The organism is Sphingomonas bacterium (assembly GCF_903642285.1).
Taxonomy (GTDB): Bacteria; Pseudomonadota; Alphaproteobacteria; order Sphingomonadales; family Sphingomonadaceae; genus Sphingomonas.
This window is the reverse complement of sequence record NZ_CAHJWJ010000001.1, coordinates 71,760-89,461: the sequence shown is the minus strand read 5'-3', so window position 1 is coordinate 89,461 and position 17,702 is coordinate 71,760. Positions and strand designations below refer to the sequence as shown.

General features: G+C 65.0%; 18 protein-coding genes. 12 read left to right on the top strand and 6 right to left on the bottom strand.

Going from position 1 to position 17,702, the window contains the following annotated elements; genetic code table 11:
* The first annotated feature begins 65 nt into the window (after nucleotides 1–65).
* A complete protein-coding gene (locus tag HUU99_RS00425; protein WP_174284593.1) occupies nucleotides 66–827 on the top strand; it encodes a metallophosphoesterase family protein in 762 nt (253 codons plus the stop codon).
* Between the two features lie 201 nt (nucleotides 828–1,028).
* The gene (locus tag HUU99_RS00420; protein ID WP_254602833.1) at nucleotides 1,029–1,274 is read left to right on the top strand and encodes a hypothetical protein; all 246 of its coding nucleotides are present in this window, start codon (nucleotides 1,029–1,031) and stop codon (nucleotides 1,272–1,274) included.
* A 221-nt stretch (nucleotides 1,275–1,495) separates the two neighbouring features.
* Here the strand turns inward: HUU99_RS00420 and HUU99_RS00415 are convergent, their stop codons facing one another.
* Together HUU99_RS00415 and rpsU are read right to left on the bottom strand one after the other, a co-directional pair.
* Nucleotides 1,496–2,086 carry an FKBP-type peptidyl-prolyl cis-trans isomerase gene (locus HUU99_RS00415; protein WP_174284592.1) on the bottom strand — a complete coding sequence of 197 codons (591 nt, stop codon included), beginning with the start codon at nucleotides 2,084–2,086 and terminating at the stop codon, nucleotides 1,496–1,498.
* A 101-nt stretch (nucleotides 2,087–2,187) separates the two neighbouring features.
* Nucleotides 2,188–2,394, bottom strand: a complete 207-nt coding sequence (gene rpsU / locus HUU99_RS00410) for a 30S ribosomal protein S21 (protein WP_088331195.1) — start codon at nucleotides 2,392–2,394, stop codon at nucleotides 2,188–2,190.
* A 216-nt stretch (nucleotides 2,395–2,610) separates the two neighbouring features.
* Here rpsU and cysS point away from each other — a divergent pair, with 216 nt between their 5' ends.
* Nucleotides 2,611–4,038, top strand: coding sequence for a cysteine--tRNA ligase (cysS, locus tag HUU99_RS00405; protein WP_174284591.1), 1,428 nt, complete (start codon nucleotides 2,611–2,613; stop codon nucleotides 4,036–4,038).
* Here the strand turns inward: cysS and HUU99_RS00400 are convergent.
* The gene (locus HUU99_RS00400) at nucleotides 4,031–4,990 is read right to left on the bottom strand and encodes a M48 family metallopeptidase (RefSeq protein ID WP_254602832.1); all 960 of its coding nucleotides are present in this window, start codon (nucleotides 4,988–4,990) and stop codon (nucleotides 4,031–4,033) included. The two genes, cysS and HUU99_RS00400, sit on opposite strands and share 8 nt — an antisense overlap.
* Before the next feature lie 190 nt (nucleotides 4,991–5,180).
* Between HUU99_RS00400 and rfbB the strand changes: the two genes are divergently transcribed.
* The 5 genes from rfbB (at nucleotide 5,181) to HUU99_RS00375 (ending at nucleotide 10,911) form a co-directional block, all read left to right on the top strand.
* Nucleotides 5,181–6,239 carry a dTDP-glucose 4,6-dehydratase gene (gene rfbB, locus HUU99_RS00395; RefSeq protein WP_174284590.1) on the top strand — a complete coding sequence of 353 codons (1,059 nt, stop codon included), beginning with the start codon at nucleotides 5,181–5,183 and terminating at the stop codon, nucleotides 6,237–6,239.
* Nucleotides 6,236–7,102: a glucose-1-phosphate thymidylyltransferase RfbA gene (gene rfbA, locus HUU99_RS00390; protein WP_174284589.1), complete on the top strand. Its 867-nt coding sequence runs from the start codon at nucleotides 6,236–6,238 to the stop codon at nucleotides 7,100–7,102. The genes rfbB and rfbA overlap by 4 nt, the downstream gene beginning before the upstream one ends.
* A gap of 160 nt (nucleotides 7,103–7,262) precedes the next feature.
* Complete coding sequence (locus HUU99_RS00385; RefSeq protein ID WP_174284588.1) at nucleotides 7,263–7,742, top strand: peroxiredoxin; 480 nt, start codon at nucleotides 7,263–7,265, stop codon at nucleotides 7,740–7,742.
* 10 nt (nucleotides 7,743–7,752) lie between these two features.
* Nucleotides 7,753–8,682, top strand: a complete 930-nt coding sequence (gene thiL, locus HUU99_RS00380) for a thiamine-phosphate kinase (protein ID WP_174284587.1) — start codon at nucleotides 7,753–7,755, stop codon at nucleotides 8,680–8,682.
* Between the two features lie 57 nt (nucleotides 8,683–8,739).
* The gene (locus tag HUU99_RS00375) at nucleotides 8,740–10,911 is read left to right on the top strand and encodes a sodium-translocating pyrophosphatase (protein ID WP_174284586.1); all 2,172 of its coding nucleotides are present in this window, start codon (nucleotides 8,740–8,742) and stop codon (nucleotides 10,909–10,911) included.
* Between the two features lie 96 nt (nucleotides 10,912–11,007).
* On the opposite strand, the gene HUU99_RS00370 is transcribed toward HUU99_RS00375, so the two are convergent.
* The 3 genes from HUU99_RS00370 to HUU99_RS00360 all read right to left on the bottom strand — a co-directional run bounded on the left by HUU99_RS00370 (nucleotide 11,008) and on the right by HUU99_RS00360 (nucleotide 13,798).
* The gene (locus HUU99_RS00370) at nucleotides 11,008–12,069 is read right to left on the bottom strand and encodes an acyl-CoA dehydrogenase family protein (protein WP_174284585.1); all 1,062 of its coding nucleotides are present in this window, start codon (nucleotides 12,067–12,069) and stop codon (nucleotides 11,008–11,010) included.
* Nucleotides 12,070–12,129: 60 nt separating this feature from the next.
* Nucleotides 12,130–13,350 (bottom strand): acyl-CoA dehydrogenase family protein, encoded by a 1,221-nt coding sequence (locus tag HUU99_RS00365; protein ID WP_174284584.1) that lies wholly within the window; start codon nucleotides 13,348–13,350, stop codon nucleotides 12,130–12,132.
* A 196-nt stretch (nucleotides 13,351–13,546) separates the two neighbouring features.
* Nucleotides 13,547–13,798: an SDR family oxidoreductase gene (locus HUU99_RS00360; RefSeq protein ID WP_217430723.1), complete on the bottom strand. Its 252-nt coding sequence runs from the start codon at nucleotides 13,796–13,798 to the stop codon at nucleotides 13,547–13,549.
* Nucleotides 13,799–13,967: 169 nt separating this feature from the next.
* Between HUU99_RS00360 and HUU99_RS00355 the strand changes: the two genes are divergently transcribed.
* The 4 genes from HUU99_RS00355 (at nucleotide 13,968) to HUU99_RS00340 (ending at nucleotide 17,699) form a co-directional block, all read left to right on the top strand.
* Entirely contained in the window at nucleotides 13,968–15,503 is a 1,536-nt protein-coding gene (locus HUU99_RS00355; protein ID WP_174284583.1) for a class I adenylate-forming enzyme family protein, read from the top strand.
* The gene (locus HUU99_RS00350) at nucleotides 15,500–16,273 is read left to right on the top strand and encodes a thioesterase family protein (RefSeq protein WP_174284582.1); all 774 of its coding nucleotides are present in this window, start codon (nucleotides 15,500–15,502) and stop codon (nucleotides 16,271–16,273) included. The genes HUU99_RS00355 and HUU99_RS00350 overlap by 4 nt, the downstream gene beginning before the upstream one ends.
* 107 nt (nucleotides 16,274–16,380) lie before the next feature.
* The gene (locus tag HUU99_RS00345; RefSeq protein WP_254602831.1) at nucleotides 16,381–16,899 is read left to right on the top strand and encodes an EF-hand domain-containing protein; all 519 of its coding nucleotides are present in this window, start codon (nucleotides 16,381–16,383) and stop codon (nucleotides 16,897–16,899) included.
* A gap of 80 nt (nucleotides 16,900–16,979) precedes the next feature.
* Complete coding sequence (locus HUU99_RS00340; protein ID WP_174284581.1) at nucleotides 16,980–17,699, top strand: response regulator; 720 nt, start codon at nucleotides 16,980–16,982, stop codon at nucleotides 17,697–17,699.
* Nucleotides 17,700–17,702 lie beyond the last annotated feature (3 nt).

Sequence of the window (17,702 nt, the reverse complement as noted above, 5' to 3'; positions counted from 1 at the left end):
CATCTGCCGTTGCCGACCGCGCGGCGCGTGCCTATATTCGCGGCCCTTCCGGAACCGCACCAATCATGCTTCGCAAAATGTTCAAAACGCGGGTTAAACCGTCGAAGGCACCTGGGTCGATTCCAGCGGGCGAGCGGGTTTACGCGATCGGCGATATTCACGGTTGCCTCGACCTTCTCGATCAATTGCTCGGCAAGATCGACATCGATGACCATGCGCGCGGCCCGGCGCGAACCACCCTTATCTTCCTTGGCGATGTGATCGACCGCGGTCCCGAATCGGCGGCGGTGATCGACCGATTGATCGCCCTCAAGGCGGATCGGCCGACCACCCGCTTTATTTTGGGTAATCATGAGGAAATTTTTCTGGGATCGATCGACGGGGACGAAAAGGCTGTGCGTTTGTTCTGCCGGATCGGCGGTCGCGAGACCGTGCTTAGCTATGGCGTCACGCCTGAGGCGTATGAGCGGTCCGATCACGACGAGCTATGTGCCACGTTGCGATCGGTTGTCCCCGCCGATCATCGGTCATTCCTCGCAGGTTTCGAAGACCTGATCGAAATTGGCGATTACGCCTTTGTTCATGCCGGCGTCCGTCCTGATCGTCCGTTGGCCGACCAGCGAAAGGCCGACCTCCGGTGGATCCGCGATGTCTTTCTGGATCATCCCCACTCGCTCGAGAAGATCATTGTCCACGGTCATACCATCGCAGACGATATCGAGATAAGCGCGCGCCGCATCGGCGTCGATACCGGGGCCTATGCGACCGGGCGGCTGAGCGCCGTCGGTCTCCAGGGGAACGATTCATGGCGTCTGCAGACCGGCTGACCGCTGCGTCGCCGAAAATCTCCTTGGTCGGCTAATTATAAACTATCGCTCAATTTTCTGAATGATAAAGGACGATCGTGGTGGCTAAATGTTGCAGCGCCGCAACAGCGTGAAACGCTTTTACGCTGGGTCCGTTTGATGATTGCTTTGGTCCGTATTCGATGCCAGGGCATTCATCGACGAACGAAGAGGGAGTTCGATATGCGTCTCGGAAACTATTTCATGGCTGCTGCAGTCGCTACGATGGCGGTTGCTCCGGCAATGGCCGCTCCGGCAAACCCGGCGGCTAGCCTCTCGATCTCGGCACCGGCTCGTGCCGGCACGTCGGTGTCGCACAAGAACAAGCTTGCTGGTACCGGCTTGATTATCGCTTTGATCGCGGCGGCAGGCGTTATCGCCGGTGTCGTGGTTGTCGCGACGAACAACGATAAGTCGTCCAGCAACTGAGCTGATGATATCGTTAGAGAAATAGCGGTCTTCGGGCCGCTATTTTTTTGTTCATAGCTCGGCGGATCGCGTGAACCAGGACTAGGACGCCTTCGTGAAGCGCATCGCGAATGTGCTACACCGACTAACGCGCCGAACACAGACGATCTGCTGGCATAGACAGTCTGCTGACGTAAAATCTCGGCGAAAGCTTGGCGCGAGGAGGCCAAGCCAACGGCAAATCACTGCGGCGGAGAGCCCGCGCCCGGCGGCATTTGCATCCCCGGTCCCGAAGCGCCGAGACCATTGCCCCGAGCCATTGCGGCGCGCGCCTGCATCTGCTGGACGACGCTCGCCGGGAGGAAATCGACTAGCTCGATGTCGAACATCAAAGTCGCATTCGCCGGGATCGGCCCGGCACCCGCTGCGCCGTATCCCAGCTTGGACGGGATCCAGACGCGATATTTCGCGCCCTTCTGCATCAATTTCAGCGCTTCGGAAAAGCCTGGAACGACGCTGCCGACAGGCATCGGCGTCGGCTGCTGCGACTTGTCGAAGGTCTTGCCGTCGAGCAACTTGCCTTCATAGTTCACGAGTGCGACATCGGTATCGGTCGGGCGAGGGGCGCCGGGCTGACCGGGCGTAACGATCTTGTATTCCAACCCCGTCGCAGTCGTCACGATACCGCTCGCACGTGAATTGCGCATAAGAAAGTCGTCGCCCTGCCGCGCCAGCGCGAACGCAGCGAGGCAGGCCAAAACCACGCCGGCCCACAAATAGATCAGGTAACTCCGCTTGGTCGCACGAAGCGGAACGGCGGTGACGGTCGACATGATCGGTAGCCTCGCTGCGTGGCAGCCAACACCGCCCCCGCTTCGTGTTCGACGATATTTACGGCAACGCGCTCGGTCGAGCCGAGCCGGACATCATGGTCTTACCGCGCACCATCGCGCTCGGCGCGCTTGCGATCCATCTTGCGCGCGCGGCGGACTGCCGCCGCCCGTTCGCGCGCACGCTTTTCGCTGGGCTTTTCATAATGGCGGCGCAGCTTCATCTCGCGATACACACCCTCGCGCTGCAGTTTCTTCTTCAGCGCGCGCAGGGCCTGGTCGACATTGTTGTCGCGGACGATGATTTGCATAAACCCGTAAAACTCCGGCGTAATAGCTATGGCGCCGCGAAGCGCTTCGCGACGGTATTCCGGCGGCCTATCAGCCTGCGACGGAGATTTCAAGGACCGTGGCTCCATTGGAACGAAGGCCCCCCGCCGATCGTCGGCGCGCGTCGCAGGCACGACGCCCTCCGCCTGCGATTTGCGCTCTTTGCGAGAAACCGGCCACCCGGCTAAAGGCAAGCCATGACCACGGCACCGCTCATTCTATACAACAGCCTGACCCGGACGCCGGAAACCTTCGCGCCGATCGATCCCACCGACGTCCGCGTCTATTCGTGCGGTCCTACGGTCTACAACTATGCGCATATCGGCAACCTGCGCGCCTATGTTTTCACCGATACGCTTTCCCGTACGCTAACATGGAAGGGGTGGCCGGTCACGCACATCGTCAACATCACCGACGTCGGCCACCTGACCTCCGACGCCGATGCCGGCGACGACAAGATGGAAGCGGCTGCCAAGGCGACGGGGCGCGATATCTGGGATATCTCGCGATACTATACCAAAGCCTTCAAACAAAATCTGACCGACCTCAACATCCATCCCCCCAGTCTCTTCCCCCTCGCGACCGATCACATCGCGGAGATGATCGCCTGGGGAAAAGCGATCGAGGTCGAGCATTGCTACCGCCTGCCCGACGGCCTGTATTTCGATACGACGACCGTCCCGAACTACGGATCGCTCGCCAGGCAGGTCGCCGACGACGGCGAAAGCCGGATCGATCCGGTCGCGGGCAAGCGCAATCCGGCGGATTTCGCGATCTGGCGCAACAGTGGTCCGGACGAGCATCGGCAGATGGAGTGGGACTCGCCATGGGGTCGCGGCGCGCCGGGATGGCATCTCGAATGCTCGGTCATGAGCGCGAAATATCTAGGGCCGCGGTTCGATATTCATACCGGCGGGATCGATCACCGCGAGATCCACCACCCGAACGAGATCGCTCAGAACCAGGCCCATTGCGGCTGCGGCGATACCGGTGCGACCTTCTGGATGCACAACAACTTCCTCGTCGAACGTACGGGAAAGATGTCGAAATCCGGTGGCGGTTCCATTATCCTGCAAACCCTGACGGATCGCGGCTTTCATCCGCTGGCGTATCGGCTGATGTGCCTTCAGGCACATTATCGGTCGGAGATGGAGTTCAGCTGGGACGGGCTGGCGGCGGCGACGACGCGGCTCAAGCGTCTGGTACAGACGGTGACGGCACTGCGCGATCGCCCCCCTGCCCCACCGGCCGCCGACGCCTCGTCCTACCGCGAGCAGCTGGACGCGGCGATGTCGGATGATTTGAACACATCGCGGTCACTCCCCGTGCTTGATGCGATGCTGGCCGACAAGCGGATCGCGCCAGCCGATCGCATTGCCGCCCTCGTCGATTTCGACGCGGTGCTCGGCCTCGACCTGACGACCCTTCACCGCGAGGACCTGCGCGTTCGCCCGGCGACGGCGACGATCGACGAGGCGATGGTCGCTGCCCGTCTGGCCGAACGCCGCGAAGCGCGCGCGGCAAGGGATTTCCCCCGGTCGGACGCGATCCGCGACGATCTCGCCGGCGTGGGCGTGGAGGTGATGGACGGCGATCCGCTCGGCTGGGACTGGCGGATCAGTTGAGCGGCTGGTCTCGCGTGGCAAGCACCGCCGGCACATAAGGCCGCGGTGCCCCCGCCGGGATCCGCGCGACCTCGTCCGCGATCGCCGCTGCCCGCGCATTCGCGGATGGATGGGTCCGGCTACGGAACAGCCCGCCATCGACATCGCCGCCATGCTCGCGCCAGAAACGCACGGCGTTCAGCGGGTCATAACCTGCGTTGTACAAGAGCGAGACCGACAACTGATCGGCCGCCCCCTCGGTTGCCCGGAACAGGCGCCCGTTGCGGCCCAGTTCCGCGAACAACCCACGATCGACCTTCGCCGCGTCGAGCCGCTGGCGGTGCCGGAGTATCGTATGCGACAATTCATGCGCGACGATGGCGGCGACGGCCTCATCCCCATAGCGTTCGAAGAAACGAACGCCGATCTGTACGACGACACCATCCGACGACGCGTCCATGCCGGGGGTCAGGAGGATTTCGAAATTGCTTCGGCACCCGGCCGGCGCGTCGATCGCGACCTTGCGGGCGGTCCCGCCACGCACCAGTTCCACCGCCAACGGCCGATCTATGGGCTTCCCCGCGATCAATGCGAGCGCGACATCGCGAGTGATGCTGTTGGCCGGTCCCGCCACCGGATCGCCGCTTGGCAACGCGGCTCCGTCGACCGACACCAGCGAGTCGTTCGACCTGATCCCGGCCTTTTCCGCCGGGCCCCCGGACACCACCGCCTCGACCGCGATGGGCCGCTCGAAGCCGAACACCTGTCTGGCCGCCGCGCGCGATGCCGGTGCATATTGGCCGAGAGACTGGATTGCCCATCCAGGTGTCGGCGACAAATCCCGGCATAGCGCAGCGTTGGCGGTGGTCAGGCGATAGGCGATCGTCGCCAGCCGCAGGTCGACGGCGCGTAGCGATTCAAACTGGGTAATTTGACTGGGGGAGACCGGCTCCGCTCCCTGAGCTACCGTCACAACGAACGCCGCAACGGCGGCCAACCACGGTATTTGCAGCAACGGCGGCATCGACAAGCCTCTCAACGGGTCGCCGACCCAGCACCGCCGTCCTACCGCCGCTCGCAAAGCACGCAAGCGTCCATGGATTGGCTGATTTTAACCAATTGATACTATCGCTGCCTACGGACCGTCCCGCAAAAGGCTTCCCATGCGTATATTCGTCACCGGCGGTGCGGGCTTCATCGGCTCGGCTCTCGTGCGGTATCTCATCGCGGAGAGCGATTACGAGATATTGGTCTTCGACTCGCTGACCTATGCGGGCAGCCTCTCGACGCTTGCGACCGTGTCGGACAATCCGCGATACAGGTTTGTCCGGGGCGATATCGCCGACGCGACAGCGGTACGCGACGCGCTGACGGCGTTCCGACCCGACATCGTCACGCACCTTGCAGCGGAAAGTCACGTCGATCGGTCGATCGACGAACCGGGCGATTTCATTCGCACCAATCTCGTCGGGACGTACACGATGCTGGCCGAGACGCTGGCCTATTGGCGCGCGTTGCCGGGCACGCGGCGCGATGCGTTCCGCTTTCACCATATCTCGACCGACGAGGTCTATGGCTCGCTTGGAGCATCAGGTCGCTTTACCGAAGCGACGCCTTATGATCCGCGCTCGCCTTATTCGGCGTCCAAGGCCGGTTCGGATCACCTCGTGAGCGCATGGGGGCATACCTACGCGCTACCCATCCTTCTCACCAACTGCTCGAACAATTACGGCCCCCATCAATTTCCCGAAAAACTGATTCCGCTGACGATCGCACGGGCGCTGAATGGCGAGTCGCTTCCCGTGTACGGGCGCGGCGAGAATATTCGCGACTGGTTACATGTCCACGACCATGTTCGAGCGCTTCGTTGCGTGTTCGAACGCGGCGAGCCGGGACGGCGATATAATATCGGGGGCGAGGCAGAGCGCCGCAATATCGACGTCGTTCGGACGCTTTGCGCCGTTCTCGACCGCGAACGGCCGCGCGAAGATCGTGGCCCTCATGCCGGTGCGATCGGCTTCGTCGAGGACCGACCCGGCCACGACCTGCGCTACGCGATTGATCCGAACCGGATCTACACCGAACTCGGTTGGCATCCGCACGAGACTTTCGAAACCGGGATCGAAAGAACGGTCCGCTGGTATCTGGAAAACGAGCGCTGGTGGCGGCCGTTGGTTGGTGCAAACGCGACACGTCGGCTTGGTCTGGGAAGCGCCACATGAAGGGGATCATTCTGGCGGGGGGCAGTGGCACGAGGCTGCACCCCGCGACGCTCGTCGTGAACAAGCAATTGCTGCCGGTCTACGACAAGCCGATGGTCTATTATCCGCTGTCCACGCTCATGCTGGCGGGGATTCGGGAGGTCCTGATCATTTCCACCCCCGAATTCCTGCCGCAGTATCGCGCGCTATTCGGCGATGGATCGACGCTGGGCCTTTCGATCGAATATGCGGAGCAGGCGCGTCCCGAAGGATTACCGCAGGCATTCACGATTGGACGCGATTTCATCGCTGGCGGCAAAGTCGCCATGGTGCTGGGCGACAACATCTTCTTCGGCAACGGCCTGGTCGACCTGTTGCGGCGCGCCGTCATGCGGCCCTACGGCGCGACCGTCTTCGCGTACCGGGTGGAGGATCCGGAACGCTACGGGGTCATCGCGTTTGGTGATCGACGTCGCGTCATCGATATCGTCGAAAAGCCCGTCGTGGCACCCTCGAATTATGCTGTGACCGGGTTTTACGTTTTCGACCACCGCGTGTGCGATTTCGCGGCCGCTCTTACGCCGTCGTCGCGCGGAGAGACGGAAATCGTCGATCTGGCGCGCCGCTATCTCGACCTCGGCGAACTCCATGTCGAGCAAATGGGTCGCGGCTATGCCTGGCTCGATACGGGTACGCATGACTCGCTGTTGGAAGCCTCGGAGTTCGTCCGCACGATCCAGCATCGCCAGGGTATCCAGATCGCATGCCTGGAAGAGATCGCGTATCTCCAGGGTTTCATAACACGCGAACAGGCGGCGGTGCGGGGAAGGTTGTTCGCCAAGACAGCGTATGGCCGCGCGATATTATCCGCCATCGAGAACTGAGGCGCTTCCGGGTCGATCATCCGTTTTGCCCGTCCCGGCCGATATGACGACGGCGGCGCACCGCCGCACGTCTTGTTTTCGATAGATCGTTGCCCTTGCCAATCGCCCGGCATTGCCGGAATGGGCGAAGCGTTGCCATCCGAACCCGAGGAGCTTTCCAATGACCATCAGCGTAGGCGATCGCCTGCCCTCCGCAACCCTGCTCAAGGTGACCTCCGAGGGTCCCGATGCGGTCGACTCCGCGGACTATTTCGCTGGCCGTACGGTCGCACTCTTCGCGGTGCCGGGGGCGTTCACGCCGACCTGCTCGGCGAAGCACCTGCCGGGCTATATCAATAACGCCGACGCCTTGAAGGCGAAGGGCGTCGATGAAATCGCCTGCACTTCGGTCAACGACGCCTTCGTGATGGGCGCGTGGAGCAAGGCGAACGATGCGGACGGCATCACGATGCTGGCCGACGGCAATGGCGGCTTCGCGGAGGCGCTGGGGCTGACCATGGACGGCTCGAAATTCGGCTTGGGCACGCGCAGTCAGCGGTATTCGATGCTGGTCGAGGACGGCGTGGTCAAGGAACTCAATGTCGAGGCCCCCGGCGCGTTCGAGGTGAGTTCCGCGGAGCATCTGCTCGGCGAATTGTGATCCGCGAACGGTGACCGAGCGTGAGTTCCTCGAGTCGCTGCGCGCGCTGCCGCTTCATGCGGCGGCGCGCGGGCTGCTCGACGACACCGCCTTGCTCGGCGACCATGTCCTGACGACCGATACGATCGTCGAGGGCGTGCATTTCCTGCCCGGCGATCCCCCCGGCGATGTCGCGTGGAAGCTGGTCGCGACCAACTTGTCCGATCTGGCTGCCAAGGGCGCGCGACCGACGGGGATACTGCTCAACTACCCCCTGTCCGACGATGTTTGGGACCGCGCGTTCCTGGCCGGGCTTGCCGCCGCGATCGCGGCTTTCGCCTGTCCGCTGATCGGCGGCGATACCGTCTCGCTACCCGCTGGCGCGCCGCGGTTCCTGACCCTAACCGCGATCGGCGAGGATTCGCCAGCCCCACCCCGTAGCGGCGCGCAGACCGGCGATTCGCTTTGGGTCGTCGGCCCGATCGGCGATGCCGGCGCGGGATTGCGGATCGCGCGCGGCGAACCGGGTCCCCGCTTGCTGCTCGCCGCCTATCGCCGGCCGCAGCCGCTATTGGCGGAAGGCCGCACGCTGGCCCCGATCGTCCATGCGATGATGGACGTCTCCGACGGGCTGCTGATCGATGCGGGGCGGATGGCGGCGGCCAGCGGGATGGCGGTGACGGTCGATCTCGCCGCAGTGCCATTGTCGCCGGATTACCGCCGTTTCGTCGGCGAAGACCGCGCCGCCAAGCTGGCCGCGGCGACTGCCGGCGACGATTATGCGCTGCTGTTCGCGGCCGCCCCCGGCACCGTGCCGCCACTGGCCGCCGTCCGCATCGGTACTTTCGCGGCAGGTGCCGGGCTATCGATCGAGGCGGCGGGGGAACCGGTACCCCTGCCCGACCCGCTCGGCTTCGAACATGCCGCCGTCACGCCGGGTTGCGCTCCGCCGCGACGCTGATACCTTGCCCATCAAAGGCGGCCCGCACGAACGGACGCCAGCATGGGAAGGATCCGGATGACGACGATCTATATCGCGATGGTCTGCGGCGTGATCGCGGTGGTCTATTGCATCGTAACGAGCCGCCAGCTGCTGGCTTTACCCGCGGGCGACGCGAGGATGCAGGACATCGCCGCCGCCATCCAGGAGGGCGCGAGGGCGTACCTGACCCGCCAATATACCGCGATCGGGATCGTCGGCGTCGTGGTCGCCATCATCCTCGCGCTGACACTGGGTCTCGTTTCCACCGTCGGCTTCGTCGTCGGCGCGGTGCTGTCGGGCGCGGCCGGGTTCGCGGGGATGAACATCTCGGTTCGTGCCAACGTCCGTACCGCGGAGGCCGCGCGGACCTCGCTGCAGGGCGGCCTCACGACCGCGTTCCGGTCGGGCGCGGTGACGGGCATGCTGGTCGCCGGGCTTGGGTTGCTCGCGATCAGCGTGGTGTTCTGGTACCTGATCGGACCCGCGGGGCATGACGTCGCCAACATCCAGGATCGAACCGTTGTCCAGGCGCTGACCGCGCTGGCGTTCGGGGCGAGCCTCATCTCGATCTTCGCGCGGCTCGGTGGCGGCATATTCACCAAGGCAGCGGATGTCGGCGCGGATCTGGTCGGCAAGGTCGAGGCCGGTATCCCCGAGGACGACCCCCGCAATCCCGCCACGATCGCGGACAATGTCGGCGATAACGTCGGCGACTGCGCGGGGATGGCCGCAGATCTGTTCGAAACCTATGTCGTGACGCTGGGTCTGACCATGGTGTCGATCGCGCTGACCGTCAGCGCGGATACGGTTGGGCTGACGAAGCTGATGAGCCTGCCGCTGATCGTCGGCGGGGCGTGCATTATTACCTCGATCATCGGCACCTACATGGTCCGCCTCGGCGGCGGATCGATCATGGGCGCACTCTACAAGGGGTTCTGGACCTCCGCGATCCTCGCCGTCCCCGCGATCTATTTCGCTACGCAATATGTGCTGGGCGACATGACCGCACCAATCGCGGTGAAGTCGATCAATCCCGCCGAGGCGCTGGCGCTTCCCGCCGATCAGTTCGTCGCGGCCGGCCCGGTGGGTATGACGTTTACCGGCATGGGGCTGTTCTGGTGCATGTTGATCGGCCTGGCGCTGACCGGCGCGCTGGTATGGATCACCGAATATTACACCGGCACCAACTACCGCCCGGTCAAATCGATCGCGAAGGCATCGGAGACGGGCCATGGCACCAACGTCATCCAGGGCCTGGCGATCAGCCTCGAGTCGACCGCCGCGCCCACGATCGTCATCGTGATCGCGGTCATCGCCGCGTTCAAGATCGCCGGGATCATCGGCGTCGCGTTCGGCGCGACCGCAATGCTGGCGCTCGCGGGGATGGTCGTGGCGCTCGACGCGTACGGCCCCGTCACCGACAATGCCGGCGGGATTGCGGAGATGGCGGGCTTGCCCGACGATGTCCGCCACCGCACCGATGCGCTCGACGCGGTGGGCAATACGACGAAGGCGGTGACCAAGGGCTATGCGATCGGCTCCGCCGCGCTCGCCGCACTCGTGCTGTTCGGCGCTTACACCACCGACCTGCGCGAGTTCTTCCCCGGCGTGCCGGTCGATTTCTCGCTGTCGAACCCGTATGTCATCGTCGGACTGCTGCTCGGTGCGCTGCTGCCCTATCTGTTCGGCGCGTTTGGCATGACCGCGGTGGGCCGTGCGGCGGGGGCGGTCGTCGAGGAAGTCCGCGCGCAGTTCCGGGACAATCCGGGTATCATGCTTGGCACGACCCGGCCTGATTACGGGCGCACCGTCGATCTCGTCACGCGTGCCGCGATCCGTGAGATGATCGTCCCGTCGCTCCTGCCGGTGTTGTCGCCGATCGTCCTGTATTTCGTGATCCGCGCGGTGGACGGCCAGGGCAGCGCCTTCGCCGCGGTCGGCGCGATGCTGCTCGGCGTGATCGTGTCGGGACTGTTCGTCGCGATCTCGATGACCAGCGGCGGCGGCGCATGGGACAATGCGAAGAAATATATCGAGGACGGCAACCACGGCGGCAAGGGAAGCGAAGCGCACAAGGCCGCGGTGACCGGTGACACGGTCGGCGATCCCTACAAGGACACCGCAGGTCCTGCGGTCAACCCGATGATAAAGATCACCAACATCGTGGCGTTGCTGCTGCTGGCGGCACTGGCGGCGCACGGGGGGTAGGTTTGCGCGACGCGTGGCTCCATCATCGGGATCGCCTGTTACGACGGCACCACCAACGCCTCTAATCGCCCCCCCCCCGCCGAGGGGACAGAGCAGTCAATACCCGTTCAACCGCGCGAACCGCTCGCGATGATACGCGGCGTTCCCCCACATCGTCTCCAACGTCGCGGCGCGTTTCAGGTACAGCCCCGCGTCATGTTCGTCGGTCATGCCGATGCCGCCGTGCAGCTGCACCATCTCGCGGCTAACCAGCTTCGACGTCTCGCTGCCGACCGCCTTGGCCAGGCTCACGGCCTGGTCGATGTCGGAGCGCCGCGCGTCGATCGCCTCCAGCGCCGCCTCGACGACGGAGCGCATCAGCTCCAGTTCGGTGAACATCTTCGCCATCCGGTGCTGCAGCGCCTGGAAGGTCGACAGCGGCTGCCCGAACTGAACGCGCGTCTTCAGATAATCGTTGGTCGTCGCGAACGCCTGTTCGGCAAGGCCGAGCATCTCGGCGGCGACGAGCGCGGTCGCGCGGTCGACGATCGCTATGGTCAGGTCCGGGCCACCAAGACGGATCGCCGGAGCGCGCGCGAAGGTAACCTGCGCATGGCTGCGTCCGTCCGCCATATGACGCGCGGCGACCGTCACGCCTTCGCCGGCGGCCACAAGATACAGACCGTCGACCGCCGAAACCACGAAAGCGACGGCGACATCGCCTTCGGCAACGAAGAGCTTGGTGCCGGTCAGCATGCCGTCCTCGACCATGGTCGCCGACGTCGCCGGATCATGCACCGGACCCTCGTCGATCGCGAGCGTCACGATCGCTTCGCCGGTCGCGATCCTAGGCAGCCATTCGCGCTTCGCCGCGTCGTCGGACCCCATGTCGATCGCGGTCGCCGCCGGACCGGTCGACGCCAACGGCGAAGCGGCCAGATTGCGTCCCATCTGCTCGATCACGAGGCCAAGCGAAAGGTAGCCGAACGCCGATCCGCCATGCGCCTCGGGCACGACGATACCGGCCCACCCCATCTGGCCCATTTCCTGCCACGCTGCGTCGTCGAGCGCGTCCCCGGAATCGCGCAGTCGGCGAAATGCGGTCACCGGCGATTCGTTATCTGCCCATTCGCGCGCCATGTCGCGCAGCATCGTCTGTTCGTCGTTCAGCACGGCCATCGGTCGGGTCCTCGGTAGAGATACGTCGCCCGGCCCGGGCCGGGGTAGCGGATTGGATCGTTACTGGTGGTCCAGCATGCCCAGGATCTGTTTGGCGATGACGTTGTTCTGGATCTCGCTCGACCCGCCATAGATCGACACCGCCTTGCCCCACAGCCACGTGCGGGTCTGCGCGGTCTCGTCCTCGGTAAAGCCTTCGCCTTCCCAGCCAAGACCGTTCATCCCCATGATCTCGATACCGAGCTCGGCGCGATCCTGCGTTACCCGGGCGCCGACGTTCTTCATGATCGAACTGGCCGCGGATGGCCCCTGGTTCGATTTCGACTCAAGCGCGGCCCGGCGGAGCGTCAGCATGAAGGCCCGACTGTCCATTTCGTGGCGGACGATCCGCATCCGCAGATCGGCATCGGCGATCCGGCCCTGGTCGTCGGTGCCGCGATAGTCCCTGGCGAGCGCGCTGACGGTCTTGCCCGCCATCATCCGCCCCGCGCTGCCGCCGCCACCCGACAGGCTGGAGCGTTCGTGCTGGAGCAACCGCTTGCCGATCGTCCACCCCTGCCCCTCGACGCCGACGAGGTTCTCCTTTGGCACCTTCACGTTGGTGAAGAACGTCTCGCAGAACGGCGATGCGCCCGAGATCATGCGGATCGGCTTCACCTCGACGCCCGGCGCGTCCATGTCGATCAACAGGAAGCTGATGCCCTCGTGCTTCTTCGTCCGGTCGGTGCGGACCAGGGCAAAACATTTGTCGGCCCATTGGCCGCCCGAGGTCCAGGTCTTCTGCCCGTTGACGAGATAGTGATCCCCCTTGTCCTCCGCGGCCATCTGCAGGCTCGCGAGATCGGAACCGGCGCCCGGCTCGGAATAGCCCTGGCACCAGCGCACCAAGCCCTTGGCGATGTTCGGGATATGCTCGTGCTTCTGCGCTTCGGTGCCATATTCCAGCAGCGTCGGCCCGAACATCATCACACCCATGCCGCCGATCGGATTCCAGGCGCCGATCTTCTGCATTTCCTCCTGCAGGACGCGCGTCTGGGTCCGGCTGAGTCCGCCGCCGCCATATTGCGCGGGCCAGGTCGGCACGCCCCAGCCCTTGTCGCCCATCGCCTTCGTCCACGCCGCTTCGTCAGCGGAGGCGTCGCCGGGTGCCTCCAGCGACGAGAGGGTCATCGCCTGGTTGGCAAGCGACGGCGGAAAGTTTGCCGCCAGCCAATCGCGTGCTTCGGCGCGGAACGAGTCGAGCGAGCCTGCAGGTGCTTCGATTTCGGCGGCAGTCGCCATATCGGTCTCTCCGGGTGGGATATCTGAAGATCGGGTATGGGTTTGCAATCGCATGTTCTGCGGCAGGATGCAAAGGCGGGTTGGCCTGCGAACAACCTTCATCATCCCGGCCTCGTGCCGGGATCCAGGGTAGCGGCATACATCGTCGATGGTCGCTCGACGCCCTGGATGCCGGGACGAGCCCGGCATGACGAAATTACCCCTCCCGCCCGGGCAGTCGCGACAGACCGACATCCAGGTGCGCGCCCGCGTCCACCAGCAGCGTCTCCCCGGTGCCCGCATTGTTGACCAGAAAATCGATCCGCCCGAACGCATCGGCCGCCGCCTTCGCCAGTATGCGGCAGCCTGCATCGTCGGAGACATCCGCCTGGACCGCGATGCCCCCTCCCCGACCTCGATCGCCAGCGCTTCCGCCTCGTTCCGGCTGTTGGCATAGTTGATGACGCACGCTACGCCGCGCGCGGCCAGCCGGCGAACCGCCGCGGCACCGATCCCCGTGCCCCCGCCCGTCATGATCGCCACGCGCCCCGTCAAGTCTCGATCCGCCCTATCAATCGTCCTTTTTCGAACAACGCGTATGGCATTGGCGGGCGGCTTCGCCTAGCGCTTGGCACGATATGCAGACTGCATCCGACTTGCTCGCCGGCGATTTCGCGACGTTGCCCGATCTTGTCCGAGCACATGCCGCAAGGCAGCCCGACAAGACCGCGGTGGCGGATGATGCCGAATCGATAGCCTATGGTCCGTTCGACGCGCGGATCGACCGGATCGCCGCGACGCTCCAGCATCACGGCGTCCGTCCGGGCCAGGCGGTTGCGATCGTCGCCGCCGCGTCGGTCGATTATGCCGCGGTGTTCATGGCGGCGCTTCGTATCGGCGCACTCGCCGCGCCGATCGCGCCGTCGGCCACGCCCGATGCGATCGCTGGCATGATCGCGGATTGCGGAGCACCGATCGCGTTCCTCGATACCGTCAATGCGGCCGTGCTGACCGATGCGGGCATCGCCGCGACCCGGGTAGCGCTTGAGCCCGCGGCATTCGAGGGGTGGCTGCTTCCGGCAGGGGCGGTACCGATGCCGGTCGCGATCGCGCCATCGGACGGCTTCAACATCATCTATTCTTCCGGCACCACCGGCAAGCCGAAAGGGATCGTCCAAAGTCATGCGATGCGATGGCAGCATCTATCGCGCAACGCGGCCGCCGGGTTCGACTGCGCAGTGACCATCGTCGCAACGCCGCTCTATTCGAATACGACACTGGTTTGTTTCCTGCCGACCCTTGGTTGGGGGGGCACTGCGGTACTGATGGCGAAGTTCGATGCGCGCCGTTACCTGGAACTCGCCGTCGAACACCGCGCGACTCACACCATGCTGGTACCGGTGCAGTATCAGCGGATCATGGCGCTCCCCGATTTCGGGGCGTTCGATCTGTCCGCATTCCGCTTCAAGACATCGACCAGCGCGCCGTTCGCCGCCGCGCTGAAAGCCGATGTCCTGGCGCGTTGGCCCGGCATTCTCGTCGAATATTACGGCATGACCGAGGGCGGCGGCTCGTGCGCGCTGAACTGCTCCGCCCATCCCGACAAGCTTCACACCGTCGGCCAACCGATGCCGGGCCATGACATCCGCCTGATCGACGACGAGGGCCGCGAGGTGGCGCACGGGCAGACGGGTGAAGTCGTCGGCAGATCGCCGGCAATGATGACGGGCTATTTCGGCCGCGACGGCGCGACGCGCGAAGCGGAATGGCGTGACGCCGACGGCAACCGCTTCATCCGCCACGGCGATATCGGGCGGTTCGACGCGGACGGGTTCCTGACGCTGATGGACCGGAAGAAGGACCTCATCATTTCGGGCGGCTTCAATATCTATCCGGTCGATCTCGAGGCGGTGCTGGCGCGCCACCCCGCGGTCGCGGACTGCACCGTCGTCGGCATGCCGAGCCAGGCCTGGGGCGAGACGCCGGTGGGCTTCTACGTGCCCGAGCCCGGCATGACCGACGACCCCGAGGCGATCCGTGCTTGGGTCAACGCGCAATTGGGCAAGACGCAGCGGATCGCGGAACTCCACGCGATCGACGAACTGCCGCGCAGTGCGATCGGCAAGGTACTGAAACGCGATTTGCGCGACTGGTTGCTGGGAACGGTCGCATGAGGTCACTCCCCCAAATCCTGGCCGTCGCCGAGCCGATCGAGGGTGGGTTCGCAGTCGACATCCCGGCAAACTGGTTGCAGGGGCGTACCGCCTATGGCGGTCTGTCGTCCGCGTTGGCGCTTCATGCAGCGCAAAGCTCGGATGTCGACTTGCCCCCGCTTCGATCGGCGATCGTGTCGTTCGTCGGCCCGCTTTCGGGGCGAGTGGCGGTTACCGCGACGCTGCTTCGGCGGGGGCGGAACGCGGCGTTCGTGCAGGCCGACATCGTGTCGGACAAGGGGCTGGGCTTTCGCGCCACCTTCGTCTTCATGGCGGACCAGGTCTCGCGGATCGCGCATGATGGACGCGTGGCCGAACGGCACACCCCGCCCGCCGCGGACGCGACGCTGTATGTCGGCCCCACGGATTTCTTCACCGGCAATTTCGAATTCCTCGACATCAAGGACGGCACCGGGCCTGCGGAATGGCGGCGCTGGGGCCGGCTTCGCGACCGCGCCGGGCTCGATCCGCTGGTCGAACTGATCACGATGGCGGATGCGTTGCCACCCGCGGCGTTCAAGCTGCTCGGCAAGGACTTCGTGCCGATCAGTTCGCTGACGTGGCAGATCAACATGCTCGAACCACGGCCAGCGACGACCGATGGCTGGTGGCTGCTCGGCGCGACCGCCGACTATGCCGCCAACGGCTGTTCCAGCCAGACGATGCGGGTATGGAATGCGGATGGACTATTGCTGGCGGAAGGGATGCAGAGCGTCGCGATCTTCGGATAGGGCGGCGCTACATATTGCGACAATCGCCGCGCGCCGCGGCATATTCGGGCGACAGCGGCCGGCGATAAGCAACCGATCAGCCCCCGTCCCCAATATCGGAGAAGCTCATGCGCAACGTCCTCATCGCCATCGCCCTGGCCAGCACCGCGATCGGCGGCGCGGCTTACGGCCAGTCCGATGCCCCGCCATCCGGTCAGATGCCGCCACCCCCGCCTCAACGCGGCGGCGGACAGGGCGGCGGTATGATGGCGGCGGACGCCAACCATGACGGCATCGTCACGCGTGAGGAGGCGTTGGCGGCGGCGGACCGCCGCTTCGACGAGATGGACGCGAACCATGACGGCACGATCACGCCCGACGAGATGACCGCGTACCGCGACGCCGCGATGGCACGACGCGGCGGCGGAGCGACGCCCCCGCCAGGCGGGCCACGCCGCGGTGGCGGCCGGACCGTCACTCGCGACGAGTATCGCGCGCGTCAGATCGAACGGTTCGACCGGATGGATACGAACCACGACGGCAAGATCGATCGTACCGAAATGGCGAACATGCGCGAGATGCGGCAGGGCGATCGGCGCGAGCAGAACAGCGGCGGGACCCCGCCGCCGCCTTCCGGCCAGCAATAAGCGTCGCCGACGCCGGGCGCGCATCCCCTGCCCGCCCGGCCGGTCCTTGCCGTTCCCCGTTCTTGGTGTACGCCCTGCCGATGGCCGACGGTCCCCACCTCCTGCTCGTCGACGACGAGCGATCGATCCGCGAACCGCTTGCGCAATATCTCACCAAGCAGGGGTTCCGCGTGACCCAGGCGGGCGATGCGGAAAGCGCGCGGATGCGGCTGGCGGCCTATGCGATCGATCTGGTCATCCTCGACGTGATGATGCCGGGCGAGGACGGGCTCAGCCTGTGCCGTCATATCGCGGCGACGAGCGATATCCCCGTCATCCTGCTGACCGCGCGAACCGAGGAGACCGACCGGATCGTCGGTCTCGAGATGGGCGCGGACGACTATGTCGTCAAACCCTTCTCGCCGCGCGAACTCGCGACCCGGGTAAAGGTGGTACTGCGCCGCGTGACGGCGGGCGGCACGCGTCAGCACGCGCCCGAAAGCGGATCCTACGCCTTTGCCGGCTGGGTATTGAAGACCGGCGAGCGCGCGCTGGTCGACCGCGAAGGCGTGTCGCTGCCGCTGTCGACGGGCGAATACAACCTGCTGCTCGCGCTCGTTACCCGCCCGCGGCAAGTCCTGACGCGCGACCAGCTGCTGGACCTGACGCAGGGACGCGAGGCGGCGGCGTTCGATCGCGCGATCGACAACCAGGTCAGCCGCCTGCGCCGCAAGATCGAGGCGGATGCCAAAACCCCCGAGATCATCAAGACCGTCTGGGGCGGCGGCTACACGCTTTCCGCCGAGGTGACGCGGTTGTGAGGA